The sequence below is a fragment of the Curvibacter sp. CHRR-16 genome (assembly GCF_018474005.1).
Classification (GTDB): Bacteria; Pseudomonadota; Gammaproteobacteria; order Burkholderiales; family Burkholderiaceae_C; genus Allorhodoferax.
Genome location: NZ_JAHCSH010000001.1, coordinates 76,526 through 89,349, shown reverse-complemented (window position 1 = coordinate 89,349; position 12,824 = coordinate 76,526). Strand labels below are relative to the sequence as shown.

Annotated in this window: 16 protein-coding genes; 10 read left to right on the top strand and 6 right to left on the bottom strand. The window is 60.4% G+C overall.

What is annotated here, in order from left to right:
- Positions 1 to 3 precede the first annotated feature (3 nt).
- A complete protein-coding gene (queG, locus tag KIK84_RS00485) occupies positions 4 to 1,098 on the bottom strand; it encodes a tRNA epoxyqueuosine(34) reductase QueG (RefSeq protein ID WP_214121027.1) in 1,095 nt (364 codons plus the stop codon).
- 29 nt (positions 1,099 to 1,127) lie between these two features.
- Between queG and tsaE the strand changes: the two genes are divergently transcribed.
- Entirely contained in the window at positions 1,128 to 1,643 is a 516-nt protein-coding gene (tsaE, locus tag KIK84_RS00480; protein ID WP_214121026.1) for a tRNA (adenosine(37)-N6)-threonylcarbamoyltransferase complex ATPase subunit type 1 TsaE, read from the top strand.
- Positions 1,640 to 3,091 (top strand): N-acetylmuramoyl-L-alanine amidase, encoded by a 1,452-nt coding sequence (locus KIK84_RS00475; RefSeq protein WP_214121025.1) that lies wholly within the window; start codon positions 1,640 to 1,642, stop codon positions 3,089 to 3,091. The genes tsaE and KIK84_RS00475 overlap by 4 nt, the downstream gene beginning before the upstream one ends.
- A gap of 20 nt (positions 3,092 to 3,111) precedes the next feature.
- Here KIK84_RS00475 and KIK84_RS00470 read toward each other — a convergent pair whose 3' ends face one another.
- On the bottom strand, positions 3,112 to 3,690 hold the full coding sequence (locus tag KIK84_RS00470; protein WP_214121024.1) for a helix-turn-helix domain-containing protein: 579 nt from the start codon (positions 3,688 to 3,690) through the stop codon (positions 3,112 to 3,114).
- Between the two features lie 103 nt (positions 3,691 to 3,793).
- Here KIK84_RS00470 and KIK84_RS00465 point away from each other — a divergent pair, with 103 nt between their 5' ends.
- Positions 3,794 to 4,393, top strand: coding sequence for an AzlC family ABC transporter permease (locus KIK84_RS00465; RefSeq protein ID WP_214121023.1), 600 nt, complete (start codon positions 3,794 to 3,796; stop codon positions 4,391 to 4,393).
- A gap of 9 nt (positions 4,394 to 4,402) precedes the next feature.
- Entirely contained in the window at positions 4,403 to 4,732 is a 330-nt protein-coding gene (locus KIK84_RS00460; protein WP_214121022.1) for an AzlD domain-containing protein, read from the top strand.
- An 11-nt stretch (positions 4,733 to 4,743) separates the two neighbouring features.
- Here the strand turns inward: KIK84_RS00460 and KIK84_RS00455 are convergent, their stop codons facing one another.
- Positions 4,744 to 5,382, bottom strand: a complete 639-nt coding sequence (locus tag KIK84_RS00455; protein ID WP_214121021.1) for a DedA family protein — start codon at positions 5,380 to 5,382, stop codon at positions 4,744 to 4,746.
- A gap of 37 nt (positions 5,383 to 5,419) precedes the next feature.
- On the opposite strand from KIK84_RS00455, the gene mutL reads away from it, so the two are divergent.
- The 6 genes from mutL (at position 5,420) to KIK84_RS00425 (ending at position 10,268) form a co-directional block, all read left to right on the top strand.
- Entirely contained in the window at positions 5,420 to 7,474 is a 2,055-nt protein-coding gene (gene mutL / locus KIK84_RS00450; RefSeq protein WP_214121020.1) for a DNA mismatch repair endonuclease MutL, read from the top strand.
- 63 nt (positions 7,475 to 7,537) lie between these two features.
- Entirely contained in the window at positions 7,538 to 8,104 is a 567-nt protein-coding gene (locus KIK84_RS00445) for an RNA polymerase sigma factor (protein ID WP_214121019.1), read from the top strand.
- Positions 8,101 to 8,562: a DUF3619 family protein gene (locus tag KIK84_RS00440; protein WP_214121018.1), complete on the top strand. Its 462-nt coding sequence runs from the start codon at positions 8,101 to 8,103 to the stop codon at positions 8,560 to 8,562. The genes KIK84_RS00445 and KIK84_RS00440 overlap by 4 nt, the downstream gene beginning before the upstream one ends.
- A 21-nt stretch (positions 8,563 to 8,583) precedes the next feature.
- Positions 8,584 to 9,255 (top strand): DUF3106 domain-containing protein, encoded by a 672-nt coding sequence (locus KIK84_RS00435; protein ID WP_214121017.1) that lies wholly within the window; start codon positions 8,584 to 8,586, stop codon positions 9,253 to 9,255.
- Between the two features lie 135 nt (positions 9,256 to 9,390).
- On the top strand, positions 9,391 to 9,852 hold the full coding sequence (locus KIK84_RS00430; protein WP_250207711.1) for an RDD family protein: 462 nt from the start codon (positions 9,391 to 9,393) through the stop codon (positions 9,850 to 9,852).
- A complete protein-coding gene (locus tag KIK84_RS00425; RefSeq protein ID WP_214121015.1) occupies positions 9,849 to 10,268 on the top strand; it encodes a diacylglycerol kinase in 420 nt (139 codons plus the stop codon). Before KIK84_RS00430 ends, KIK84_RS00425 begins: the two co-directional genes overlap by 4 nt.
- A gap of 13 nt (positions 10,269 to 10,281) precedes the next feature.
- Here the strand turns inward: KIK84_RS00425 and KIK84_RS00420 are convergent, their stop codons facing one another.
- From KIK84_RS00420 to KIK84_RS00410, 3 genes are read right to left on the bottom strand one after another with little or no spacing between them, the layout of a single operon-like run.
- Entirely contained in the window at positions 10,282 to 10,620 is a 339-nt protein-coding gene (locus KIK84_RS00420) for a P-II family nitrogen regulator (RefSeq protein ID WP_214121014.1), read from the bottom strand.
- Between the two features lie 18 nt (positions 10,621 to 10,638).
- Entirely contained in the window at positions 10,639 to 12,315 is a 1,677-nt protein-coding gene (locus KIK84_RS00415) for an NAD+ synthase (RefSeq protein WP_214121013.1), read from the bottom strand.
- Positions 12,316 to 12,317: 2 nt separating this feature from the next.
- Positions 12,318 to 12,806 carry a chemotaxis protein CheW gene (locus KIK84_RS00410; protein ID WP_214121012.1) on the bottom strand — a complete coding sequence of 163 codons (489 nt, stop codon included), beginning with the start codon at positions 12,804 to 12,806 and terminating at the stop codon, positions 12,318 to 12,320.
- Positions 12,807 to 12,824 lie beyond the last annotated feature (18 nt).

The window sequence follows — 12,824 nt, the reverse complement described above, 5'->3', positions numbered from 1 at the left end:
GTTTCAAGAGGCTTGCAAAGCCCAGTCCACATGCTCTTGCACCAAAGTGCTGGCAGTGACAGACCATGCATTCAAATTATGTAACAGCTCAGCACGCACAGAGGCTGACAAAGCGTTGTCACGCAAAGCGTTACCCGCAGCCACGGCCAAGTTGCGCTGCCAGCGCTCATAGCCTATGCGGCGTATCGGGCTGCCCTCTAGCCGCTGCATGAAGTCGGCCTCGCTCCAGCGCATGAGCTGCGCCAAGCTGCTGGCCTCCAAACCATTGCGGGCATCAAAATCGGGCAGGCGGCTGGTGGTGGCAAATTTGTTCCATGGACAGGCCAACTGGCAGTCGTCACAGCCATAAATGCGGTTACCCAGCAACGGACGCAATGCAGGAGCGATAGGCCCTGCATGCTCGATGGTCAGGTAACTGATGCAGCGGCGCGCATCAAGCACGTGCGGCGCCACGATGGCCTGCGTGGGACACACATCGATGCAGGCTTGGCAACTGCCGCAATGGCCTTGGCTGCTGGTTGGGGCGGTCAGTGGCAAGGCCATGTCGATGAAGATTTCGCCCAAAAAGAACAAGGAACCGGCCTGCCGGTTCAGAACCAGCGTGTGCTTGCCGCGCCAACCTTGGCTACTGCGCCGGGCCAGCTCGGCCTCCATGACAGGGGCCGAATCGGTGAACACACGAAACCCCAGCGGCCCCACCTGCTGCTGCAGCCGTTCGGCCAGTTGCTGCAGGCGCTGGCGCAGCACCTTGTGGTAGTCGCGGCCCCGGGCGTACACCGATACCACTGCCTCGCTGGCCGTGTGCAGGCGCTGCCATTCGTGGCTGCGCCAGTTGGCCGCGGTGTGGCGGGGCAAGTAGTCCATGCGGGCGGTGATGACGCGCACAGTGCCCGGCACCAACTCCTGCGGGCGGGCGCGCTTGAGTCCGTGCGACTGCATATAGGCCATCTCGCCATGAAAACCTTTGTCCAGCCAATCGAGCAAACCGGCCTCGGCATCGGACAGATCGACATCGGCCACGCCGATTTGGGAAAATCCCAACTCGTCTCCCCAGCGCTGCAACTGCTCCACGATGGCGTGGCCCTCTTGCTCAGTCATGGTGTTGCTTCTGGTATGGTTCAAGGCTTATGAGTGTGATCGATCACCACCCCCGCATTGTAGAAAGGCATTGGCCCAGTGAAGCGGCCACCCAGGCAGCCGCCACAGCATGGGCGGCTAGCCCGGCTTTGCAGCACGCCATCGTGGCGCTGCATGGCGACTTGGGCGCTGGCAAAACCACGCTGGTGCGCCACCTGCTGCGGGCGCTGGGCGTGCAAGGTCGCATCAAAAGCCCCACCTACGCCGTGGTGGAGCCTTACGAATTGGACGATCGCACCCCGCCACTGCAGGTGTGGCATTTCGACTTTTACCGCTTTGCCGACCCCCGCGAGTGGGAGGATGCTGGCTTTCGCGACATCTTTGCCAGCCCCGGCCTCAAGCTGGTGGAGTGGCCACAAAAAGCCGCGCCGCTGCTGCCCCAGCCCGACTTGGAAGTGACGCTGCGCATGGACAGCGCCGAGAGCGAAGACAGTCGCCATGTGCAACTGGCGGCCCACAGCCCTGCGGGTTTGGCGCTCATAGACGCATTGGAAGCCTTGCCATGACACAGCAACGCCCCGCCCCACTGCTGCAACGCCGCCAATGGCTCCAAGCCGCTGGCGGCACGCTGGTGCTGAGTTTGGGCTTGCCGGAGTTGGCCTGGGGTGCCTCCATCATGACGGTGCGGGTCTGGCCTGCGGCCGACTACACACGGGTGACCATCGAATCCGACACCGCCCTCATCACCCACCAGACCTTTGTGCCCAACCCGCCCCGGCTGGCGGTGGACATAGAAGGCATCACGCTCAACGCGGCGCTCAAAGAGCTGGTGGCCAAGGTTCAGTCGGACGACCCCAATATCGCCCGCGTGCGGGTGGGCCAATTCATGCCCACCGTGGTGCGGCTGGTGCTCGATCTCAAACGCCCCATGCTGCCGCAGGTGTTCAGCCTCAACCCAGTGGGTGCCTACAAGCACCGCTTGGTGCTGGACTTGTACCCGCAAGATGCCCCCGACCCACTGAGCAACTTTTTGGCCGAGCAAGGCCACGCGCCTGTGCCATCTGCGGCAGACAACGACCCCATTGCCGAACTATTGGCCCAGCGCCAACGCGCCGAAGCAAGCAACACCGTTGCTAGCAATTCTGTAGCACTCCCAGCTTATTCCACGGGCTCTACAGGCCAAAAATACCCTGAACGCGAAGCCAACAAAGACGCCCGCGATCTGGCCAAAGATGCCGCCAAAGACACAGCCAAGAAAGCCCCGTCCCGCAGCAGCGAGGACAACGCAGACCGCTACATCATCGTCGCGCTAGACCCCGGCCACGGCGGCGAAGACCCCGGTGCCATAGGGCCAGCAGGCACGCAAGAGAAAGACGTGGTGCTGAAAATCGCCCACTTGCTGCGTGAGCGCATCAACGACAGCAGCGTCAACGGCAGCCCCATGCGCGCCTTCCTGACGCGCGACGCCGACTTCTTTGTGCCGCTGGGCACCCGGGTGCAAAAAGCCCGCCGCGTGCAGGCCGACCTGTTTATCAGCCTGCATGCCGATGCCTTCATCACCCCGCAGCCACAGGGAGCCAGCGTGTTCGCCCTGAGCGACAAAGGGGCCACCAGCAGCACCGCCCGCTGGATGGCGGACAAGGAAAACAAGGCCGACTTGATTGGCGGCATCAACGTACACGCCAAAGACGCCACCGTGCAGCGCGCCCTGCTGGACATGAGCACCACCGCCCAGATCAAAGACAGCCTGAACCTAGGCAACAACCTGCTGGGGCAAATCAAGCGCGTGGGCAAGCTGCACAAAAACAAGGTGGAGCAAGCCGGCTTTGCCGTGCTCAAAGCGCCCGATATCCCCAGCGTGTTGGTGGAGGCCGCCTTCATCAGCAACCCCAGCGAAGAAACCAAGCTCAACACCGAGGCGTACCAAAACCAACTGGCCGATGCCATCATGAAAGGCATAGAGGCCTACTTCGCCAAGAACCCACCCTTGGCCCGCAAACGCACGACGAGCTAGGCGAACAGGCCCTCAGAGGGCTACACGTACTCCAGTATCACCACCGCCGAGGTGCTGGGCTCCAGTGCGTGGTAGACGTGGGCTTCGTCAGCGGCAAAAGCAGCGTAGTCGCCCGGTGCCAGCTCTACTTCGTTGCCCACGGGGCCCACGCGGGCGCGGCCTTGCATCACGATGACGTGTTCTATGGTGCCTTTGGCGTGTGCTGCGGCTTGGCGGCTGGCTTGTCCGGGCTCAAACTGTATGCGGTACACATCGCGCCGTGCCAGCGGCGGGCTGGTGCTGAGCAGCGTCACTTGGTAGGGTGCATCGGCAGAGTTCACGGTCATGCCCTCGTGGGCGCGCACCACATGCACACTGGCCTTGGTGGGTTCTAGCAAGCGGCTAAAGGGCACATCCAGCGCCAAGGCCACACTCCACAAACTTTCAATCGATGGATTGCCCTGCCCGGCCTCCAGCTGCGAGAGCGTGGATTTGGCAATACCCGCTTGGCGTGCCAACTCGGACAGCGACAGCCCTGCCCGCTCGCGCTCGCGCTTGAGGGCTTGGGCGATGGTGGCGATAGGGTTGGGGGAATTCGGGTGATTGGCAGCAGAGGTCATGAACAAGCTCCAGTGGCTACGCTTGCAAGGAATGGCAATCGTTTTTCAAAAAGAACAATCGTTCATATTGACAAACAGCCATGGATGGCAAATCATACCGAACATGCGTTCATTATTTCAAACGATTTATCGCGAACAGGCCCACCGCTTGGCAAGCCTGAATGGCTCAGCCATCCACAGCGTGGCCTTGGTGTGCTTGGCCTGTGCGTTGGTGGGGTTGTCGTACGGCGCCATTGCCAGCGCAGCAGGGTTGCCGTGGTGGTATGTGCTGCTGCAGTCCAGTTTGGCGTTTGGTGGCGGGGCGCAATTTGCCCTCATGGGGGTGCTGCTGGCAGGTGGCGGCTGGGTGGCTGCCGTGCTGGCGGGCCTCACGCTCAACAGCCGCTTGCTGCTGTACAGCTCGGCCGTGTCGCCCCTGCTGCAGGGGCCGCGTTGGCAGCGCTGGCTGGGCGCGCACTGGGTGACGGACGAGTCGGTGGCCATTGCCTTGCAGCAGCCCACGCCCGCCCAACAAAGACTAGGCTTTTGGCTCTGCGGCCTAGCCTTGTATGTGAGCTGGAACATGGCATGCCTGCTGGGCGTGGCTCTGGGCAACGCGCTGGGTGACTCGCAGCGCTGGGGCTTGGACGCCGCCTTTCCCTCCCTCATGCTGGCTTTGGTGATTGCCGTGCTGCGCCCACAACGGGCTGCACAACCCCACTGAATGGAAGCTATGACACATTCTCTCTCCACCACCCAACTGCTGTTGGCCACCGGCGGTTTGGCCGCTGGCACCTTTGGCCTGCGCCTGCTGGGCGTGCAACTGGGGGGGCGTTTGGCCCGTTACCCGCGCTTACAGCAGTATTTGCAGACCTTGTCTTTGCTCTTGCTGGCAGGCTTGGGCCTGAGCGCCACCTTGCTGCAAGACGGCGCTTACGCCGGACACGCCCGCGTGCTGGGCGTTGCCAGCGCATTGCTGCTGGCTTGGCGCGGTGCACCCTTGTATGCAGTGGTGCTGTGCGCAGCCGTGGTGGCCGCGCTCAGCCGCTGGATGGGTATGTGAACCAACAGTGATCAGGCCTTGGCGCGCCCGCGCCAAGCGCCCACCAAGACGATGAGGCCGGGCACCAGAATCATGGCCCAAATGATTTTGTCCAAATTCGCCTTCACCCAGGGGAAGCTGCCCAAGAAGTAGCCCGCCGTGCAAATGCCCACCACCCACAGGCAAGCGCCAATGACGTTGAACAGCGTGAACTTGGCACGGTTCATGTGCGCCACGCCGCCGACAAAGGGCACAAAGGTGCGCAAAAAGGGCATGAAACGCGCCGCAATGATGGTAAAGCCGCCGTAGGTTTCGTAAAAAGCGTGCGCTTTGTCGAAAGCCGCTTTATTGAAAAACCGGCTTTGCTCCCACTGGAACACCTTGGGCCCGAAGTAGCGCCCTATGCTGTAGTTGCACTGGTCGCCCAGCACGGCGGCCAGCAGCAGCAAGCCCACTGCCACGGGGTAACTCATGAGCCCTGCGCCGCACAGCGCCCCCACCACAAAGAGCAGCGAATCGCCGGGCAAAAAGGGCATGACCACCACACCCGTTTCCACAAAAATCACCACAAACAGCAGGGCGTAGACCCATGCGCCGTAGGCGGTGACGAAGTTCTGCAGGTGAACGTCCACGTGCAAGATGAAGTCGATGAGAAAGGTCAGCAGTTCCATGGGCGGGCATTATCCCTGCACCCTACAATGCCCCGCCATGTCCGCCGCTCTTTCCTCAGCACCCTCGCCCAGCCAGCACCCCACCCAGCCCCAACGCGCCATCCGTGAACTGCCCGATGAGCTGATCAGCCAGATCGCCGCTGGTGAAGTGGTGGAGCGCCCGGCCAGCGTGGTGCGCGAGCTGGTGGACAACGCTTTGGACTCGGGGGCCACGCAGATCACGGTGCGCTTGCTCGCGGGTGGCGTACGCCTGATCAGCGTGGAAGACGACGGCTGCGGCATAGCGCCAGCCGACTTGCCGCTGGCCTTCAAACGCCACGCCACCAGCAAGATCAGCAATCTGCACGAGCTGGAGAGTGTGGCTACCATGGGGTTTCGGGGGGAAGCCTTGGCCGCTATCAACTCGATTGCCGAGTGCGCCATCGTCTCGCGCCCGGCGGGACAGGCCGAGGCTTTTTTGCTCGACGGGGGCAGTGGCGAGTTGCGCCCTGCCGCCCGCGCCCATGGCACCACGGTGGAGGTGAAAGAGCTGTTTTTCAGCACCCCGGCGCGGCGCAAATTCCTCAAAAGTGACAGCACCGAGCTGGCGCACTGCATCGACAGTGTGCGCCGCCACGCCCTGGCCCGCCCGGATGTGGGTTTTGCCATCTGGCACGAGGGCAAGCTGGTAGAGCAATGGCGGCGCTGCACGCCTGATCTAGACAACGCAGCTGCAGATGCCCCTCCCAGCGACGATGCCACGCTGCAAGCGCTGGAGCGCCGTTTGGCCGATGTGCTGGGCGCCGACTTTGTGCGAAACAGCGTGCGGGTCAACTGGCATAGCAACCACCGCAGCGAAGACGGCCAGCCCCTCGTGCGCGTGTGGGGCCACGCAGGCGTGCCCGATGCTGCCCGCAGCCGCGCCGACCAGCAGTTTGGCTATGTGAATGGGCGCTTTGTGCGCGACAAGGTCATCACCCATGCGGCCCGCAGCGCTTACGAAGACGTGCTGCACGGCCAGCGCCAGCCGGTGTATGCCCTGTTTGTGGCGGTGCAACCCGAGCGTGTGGACGTGAACGTGCACCCCACCAAGATAGAGGTGCGCTTTCGCGACAGCCGCGAAATCCACCAAGCCATACGCCACGCGCTGGAAAGTGCACTGGCCGTGCCACGGGCGGGCACCCAGCCCCCAGGCCATTCTGCGCTGGGCAGCGCAGCAACATCCGCTGCGCTGCCCAATAGCGGCAGCGCACCACTGGGTGATTACCAAGCAAATTGGCCTGCAGAGCCCATGTACCGTGCTCAAGCAGCTATCGAATTGATAGCAAAACCAGCACAAGAAAATCTGCCCGCGTGGAATGCGGCTGCAGTGACTGCCGCCGCAGCAACAGCCGCCATGCCCTCCCCCGGCACGGTCAACACCAGCGTGGGGGACTCTGGCGCTGCGGCATTGGTCAACAGCAATTTGGCTGCCACACCGTGGCCTAGCGCCCCCTTACCAGAAGGCGACTGGCCCTTGGGCCGGGCGCTGGCCCAGGTGCACGGGGTGTACATCCTGGCGGAGAACCGCCAAGGGCTGATCGTGGTGGACATGCACGCAGCGCATGAACGCATCGTCTACGAGCGCCTCAAAACCCAGCTGGCCCCCAGCGCACCCGACGGCACACCGCACCCACTGCCCAGCCAGCCGCTGCTTATCCCAGCAACGTTTGCCGCCACCCCCCAAGAGGTGGCTACCGCCGAAGCCCATGCCGACACGCTGCGCACGCTGGGCTTGGAGGTGAGTCCCTTCTCGCCCAAAACACTGGCCGTGCGCGCCGTGCCCACCGCCCTGAACCAAGGCGATGCCGTGGAGTTGGCGCGCAGCGTGCTGGCCGAGCTGGCGCAACACGATGCCAGCACCATCATCGAGCGCGCCCAGCATGAAATTTTGGCCACCATGGCCTGCCACGGCGCAGTGCGGGCCAACAGACGTCTGACATTGGAAGAAATGAATGCACTCTTGCGCCAGATGGAAGAAACCGAGCGCTCCGACCAGTGCAACCACGGTCGGCCCACTTGGCGGCAATTGAGCATGCGCGAACTCGACGCCCTCTTCCTGCGCGGGCGCTAAAAAACAGCAGAACTGGCAAGATGCCATAATCCGCGCCGTTTTGACCCTAAACCCCAATCGCACTTGGCAACCGAAAAAGAGCTGTCAGATTTTCTGAAAAGCGTGGAGGCGCGGGCCTTCAAGCGCGCGCTCTACCATGTGCGTGACGATGAAGCGGCGCTGGACATCGTACAAGACAGCATGATCAAGCTGGCTGAACACTACAGCCACAAAGGCCCGGATGAGTGGCCCATGCTGTTCCAGCGCATCCTCTCCAACACCACCCTCGACTGGTTCCGCCGCAACAAGGCCCGTTCGGCCTTGTTCACCAACATGAGCGATTTTGAGGGTGACGACTCCTCCGATGACTTCGATGTGTTGGAGATGCTCAGCTCCCAAGAAGCGGGTGAAATTGGCGAAAGCAGCGAAAATAGGTTAGAACGGGAACAAACCTTGCTTGCGATAGAAAAAGAGTTACAAGATTTGCCAGAGCGTCAACGGGAAGCATTCCTGCTGCGTTACTGGGAGGATATGGATGTGGCAGAGACAGCGGCGGCGATGGGTTGCTCAGAAGGCAGCGTCAAAACGCACTGTTTCCGTGCTGTCAAAGCACTGGCTGCCGCCCTGAAAGCGAAAGGCATCTCACTATGACGACACAGCACCTGCAAACCCTCTCTGTCACCCCTACCGAGCAACAGGCCGCCGATGCCTTGGCGCATGCTGTGGTGCGTCACCTCAACCACGGCGCGGAGCAGCTACCGCATGACATCAGCCAACGCCTCAAAGCAGCCCGCAGCTTGGCACTGGAAAAACGCCGCCAGAGCTTGGTGGCGGCCCAAAACTGGCAAGCACAAGCCAATGGTGCCTCTGCCAGCCTGACCTTGACGGGTGGCCCCAGCGGTTTATGGCGTTGGCTACGCCCCATGGGTGCCACTGCTGCGTTTTTGCTGCTCATGGCCACCTGGGTGGCCATGGACCAATGGAAGGCCGACGACTACGCCCAAGAAGTAGCCGATGTGGACACCCAAATCCTGACTGGTGAATTGCCCCCCAGTGCCTATACTGACCCCGGTTTTGCCCAATTTCTGCGTAACAATCAGTCACAATAAGCGCCGCCATACTATCGGTTCATGCACGCACCTCGGTTTAGTTCTACAGCACCCAACACCACGCTACGCAACACCCTGCTAGCCGTGGCGTTGCATGCTGTAGCTACCCTTGCCTTTGCCCAGCTAGCCGATGCCCCCCCCGCCCCCGATGCGCTGGAGCCGCTGCCTCCGACAGCACCTGCCCCAGCCCCTGTAACCGCACTGCCTGCGGTCATTGCTGCACCGCAGTGGCATGAACTCACCAGCGCCCAGCAAGAAGCCCTGCGTCCGCTCAAGCAAAACTGGAACAAAATGGCTGACAGCCACCGCCGCAAGTGGGTCGCCTTGGCCAAAAACTTCCACCAGCTTGCCAGCGCAGACAAAGACAAACTGCAAGACCGCATGCAGGAATGGGCGGCCCTGTCCAACAAAGACCGTGACCAAGCACGCCTGAACTTTGCCCAGACACAAAAAATCACCCCCGAGCAACGCCTAGCGCAGTGGCAGGCCTACCAAGCCTTGGATGCCGATGCCAAAAAAGCACTGGCAGAGCAAGCCCCCAAAAAACCCAAAGGTGCGGCATTGGTCGTCAAACCCACAGCGGCAGATAACCTGCCAGCAGTCGCCCCCAAAAAATCCGGCGGCACCCGCAATATCCCTGCTGATCCGCGCATAGATCCCCGCACCCTGTTGCCGCTGCGTCGCCAGCCTTGAGCAGCAAACCTTGACCTGAGGCAACTGGCGGGCATTGCCCACCCCTACAATGCGGCGGCCATGCCAGCTTCCCAGCAAACCACTTTTTCTAGCACCAGCAACGCCTCTTGGACGACACCCAGTTTGCGCCGCCGCATGGCCTGCTGGCTGTATGAGGGGGTATTGCTGTTTGGGGTTGTTTTTCTGGCAGGCTATCTCTTTAGCACGCTGAGCCAAAGTCGCCATGCACTGGAAAACCGCACCGCCTTGCAGTGGTTCCTGTTCATCGTGCTGGGTATTTACTTTGTCTGGTTTTGGGCACATGGCCAAACCTTGGCCATGAAGACTTGGAATATTCGGGTGGTTGATCGCCACGGCCAGGCTTTGAGCCAAACACGCGCACTGGTGCGCTATGTGCTGTCCTGGGTGTGGTTCATGCCCGCCTTGGTGGTGGACTGGATGATGGGCCTAAGCTCACTGCAGTCTTTGGTGTTGGTACTAGGGTGGATAGCCATTTGGGCCATACTCAGCCGCTTTCATCCCCAAGGCCAGTTTTGGCACGATGCATGGGCTGGTTCCCGCTTGGTGCATTCGCAACCTTTAAGCCGTTTGACATGAGTTCATTGCCCCCCAATCCCCCATCCACACCCCCTACACCGCACACCAATCTGCAAAAGTCCCGCACAGGCTTGCTGCGCGTTTGGTATGCGTTTGGCTATTCACTGGCAGGCTTGCGCGCGGGCTGGAAAGAAACGGCATTCCGCCAAGAAGCCATGTTGGCTATCGTGCTGGTGCCTTCGGCCTTTTGGCTGGGCCGCAATTGGTTGGAAGTAGCCGCCTTGGCAGGCAGCATCGTCTTGCTGATGGTGGTGGAGTTGCTCAACACCGCAGTTGAGACATGCATTGACCGCATTGGCCCCGAGTGGCACGACCTGAGCAAACGTGCCAAAGACATGGGCAGCGCGGCCGTGCTGCTCACCTCTTTGCTGTGTGCGGGGATTTGGCTCGCTGCCCTGTGGCAGCGATTTGCTTGAATGGGATAGGGGCTTAAACGGCCTCTGCGCCTTGCTCGCCCGTGCGGATACGGATGACTTGCTCGACCGAGCGCACAAAAATCTTGCCATCCCCAATCTTGCCGGTACGCGCCGCTGTCACGATGGCATCGATGCAGCGATCAACGTCTGCGTCTTGCACCACGATTTCGATCTTGGTTTTGGGCAAGAAATCGACCACGTATTCAGCACCACGGTACAACTCGGTATGGCCTTTTTGACGACCAAACCCCTTCACTTCGGTCACTGTCAAGCCAGTCACACCACAGTTGGCCAGCGCTTCACGCACAGCATCGAGTTTGAACGGTTTGACAACAGCAGTAATCAGTTTCATAGCGGTAATAGAACGGGCTCAGGCCCGGAAGCGATTGGTAATAGGATAGCGCCAGTCCTTGCCGAAGCTACGGTGGGTTACCCGTATGCCAACGGGGGCTTGGCGCCGTTTGTATTCATTGAGTTTGATCAGTCGCGTGACTTTCTCGACATCCGCTGGGTCAAAGCCCTCGGCCATTAAATCGTCGATGCTGGCGTTCTCTTCCATGTAGCGCTTGATAATGGCATCGAGCACATCGTAGGACGGCAAGCTGTCTTGGTCTTTCTGATCCGGACGCAACTCGGCACTAGGCGGACGGGTGATGATGCGATCAGGAATGGGATTGGCACAGCGCCCATAGGGGTCGTGCGCGTTACGCCACCGGGCCAAGGCAAATACCGTGGTTTTGCACACGTCTTTGATGACGGCAAAGCCACCAGCCATATCGCCATACAGTGTGCAATAACCCGTTGCCATTTCGGATTTGTTGCCCGTGGTGAGCACCACAGCCCCAAATTTGTTGGACAAGGCCATCAACATGGTGCCACGAATGCGCGCTTGGATATTTTCTTCCGTGGCATCCAAAGGCAACCCTGCAAATTCGGGTTTGAGCATTGCCTCAAAGGCCTGCATTTGGGGCACGATGGAATACTCGTCGTAGCGAACACCAAGGCGCTGCACCATATCGCGCGAGTCAATGCAACTGATGTCTGCGGTGTAGGGCGAAGGCATCATGACGGCCCGTACTTTGTCTGCGCCTAGGGCGTCCACCGCTATGGCCAGCACCAGCGCCGAATCGATACCGCCAGACAAGCCCAACAAGGCGCCGGGAAAACCGTTCTTCCCGACATAGTCCCGCACGCCCAAAACCAGCGCATGCCAAAGCTGCTCCAAATCGCTCTGGGCAGTGTGCACGGCACCCTGCAACTGCCACCCTTGTGCACTGGCTTGGCAATCGAGCATGACCAACTCTGGCTGGAAAGCTGGGGCACGGCAAGCCAATGCACCATTGGCTTGCACGGCCAAGGATTGGCCATCAAAAATCAACTCATCTTGCCCGCCAACCAAGTGCGCGTAAACAATGGGTACACCGGTCTGCTGGGCACGCTGCGCTAACAGCTGCTCTCGCTCTTGCCCTTTGTGCACATGAAATGGTGAAGCGTTGAGCGAAACGATCAAATCAGCGCCTGCGGCAGCGGTTTCCTGGGCTGGATGCTCGTACCACAGGTCTTCGCAGATAAGTACCCCCAAGCGCACAGACTCCGTGCCGCACCGCACATCTACCACGCACACCGCTTGACCGGGCGCAAAGTAACGGCACTCATCGAACACTTGGTAATTGGGCAAGCAGCGCTTGGCGTAGCTGGCCAAGACTTTTCCACCCTGAATGACGCTGGCTGCGTTGTACCGCTGGGACTGGGACCACGATTTACCGTGGGTGTGGTGGCCTTGCGGATGGCCTACCACGAGTACCAAGTCGCTCAAATCGGCCAATTGCGCGGCCAACTGCTGCACAGCCTCAGCGCAGGCCTGGGCAAACGCTGGGCGTAAAAACAAATCTTCAGCGGCATAGCCACAAATAGCCAACTCGGGTGTTAATACCAAGCGGGCACCTTGTGCATAAGCCTGCCGCGCAGCTTGCGCTATGGCCTGTGTATTTCCAGCGACGTCACCAACGGTGTAATTGAGTTGAGCAATGCAAAGCTTCAATGCCATCCTCAACCCACAGCCGCCAAGCCCAATTCGGCATTGCTCATCAAGGCATTCATATCCATCACGATCAGCGCACGCTGGCCTTGGTGGGCAATGCCGCGGATAAAGCGCGCCTCAATCCCTGCATTGAATTGCGGTGCTGGTTGAATCGTATTAGGCGCGATATTGACCACATCGGAGACACCATCCACCACCACGCCCACTACCGTAGAACGCACTTTAAGGATGATGACCACCGTGAAGTCGTTGTACTCCACTTGGGCTTGGTTGAGTTTGAGCCGCAAATCCACAATGGGGACAATGACCCCACGCAAGTTAATAACGCCCTTGATGTAAGACGGCGAATTGGCCATCTTGGTGGGCTGCTCATAAGAGCGAATTTCTTGCACTTGCAAAATGTCGATGACGTACTCTTCTGTACCCAACTTGAATGCCAAGTACTGGTTGAGATTGTCCACCGTAGCATTCAGCGCGGCATCAGCGACTTGCTCCATAGCAGCCTCCTTTGATCA

Coding starts and splice junctions, on each gene's coding strand:
- KIK84_RS00415 (WP_214121013.1), bottom strand. CDS start 12,315: ATGGCATTGAAGCTTTGCATTGCTCAACTCAATTACACCGTTGGTGAC.
- KIK84_RS00430 (WP_250207711.1), top strand. CDS start 9,391: ATGGCCTGCTGGCTGTATGAGGGGGTATTGCTGTTTGGGGTTGTTTTT.
- tsaE (WP_214121026.1), top strand. CDS start 1,128: ATGAGTGTGATCGATCACCACCCCCGCATTGTAGAAAGGCATTGGCCC.
- KIK84_RS00420 (WP_214121014.1), bottom strand. CDS start 10,620: ATGAAACTGATTACTGCTGTTGTCAAACCGTTCAAACTCGATGCTGTG.
- KIK84_RS00470 (WP_214121024.1), bottom strand. CDS start 3,690: ATGACCTCTGCTGCCAATCACCCGAATTCCCCCAACCCTATCGCCACC.
- KIK84_RS00410 (WP_214121012.1), bottom strand. CDS start 12,806: ATGGAGCAAGTCGCTGATGCCGCGCTGAATGCTACGGTGGACAATCTC.
- KIK84_RS00465 (WP_214121023.1), top strand. CDS start 3,794: ATGCGTTCATTATTTCAAACGATTTATCGCGAACAGGCCCACCGCTTG.
- KIK84_RS00460 (WP_214121022.1), top strand. CDS start 4,403: ATGACACATTCTCTCTCCACCACCCAACTGCTGTTGGCCACCGGCGGT.
- mutL (WP_214121020.1), top strand. CDS start 5,420: ATGTCCGCCGCTCTTTCCTCAGCACCCTCGCCCAGCCAGCACCCCACC.
- KIK84_RS00440 (WP_214121018.1), top strand. CDS start 8,101: ATGACGACACAGCACCTGCAAACCCTCTCTGTCACCCCTACCGAGCAA.
- KIK84_RS00435 (WP_214121017.1), top strand. CDS start 8,584: ATGCACGCACCTCGGTTTAGTTCTACAGCACCCAACACCACGCTACGC.
- queG (WP_214121027.1), bottom strand. CDS start 1,098: ATGACTGAGCAAGAGGGCCACGCCATCGTGGAGCAGTTGCAGCGCTGG.
- KIK84_RS00455 (WP_214121021.1), bottom strand. CDS start 5,382: ATGGAACTGCTGACCTTTCTCATCGACTTCATCTTGCACGTGGACGTT.
- KIK84_RS00425 (WP_214121015.1), top strand. CDS start 9,849: ATGAGTTCATTGCCCCCCAATCCCCCATCCACACCCCCTACACCGCAC.
- KIK84_RS00475 (WP_214121025.1), top strand. CDS start 1,640: ATGACACAGCAACGCCCCGCCCCACTGCTGCAACGCCGCCAATGGCTC.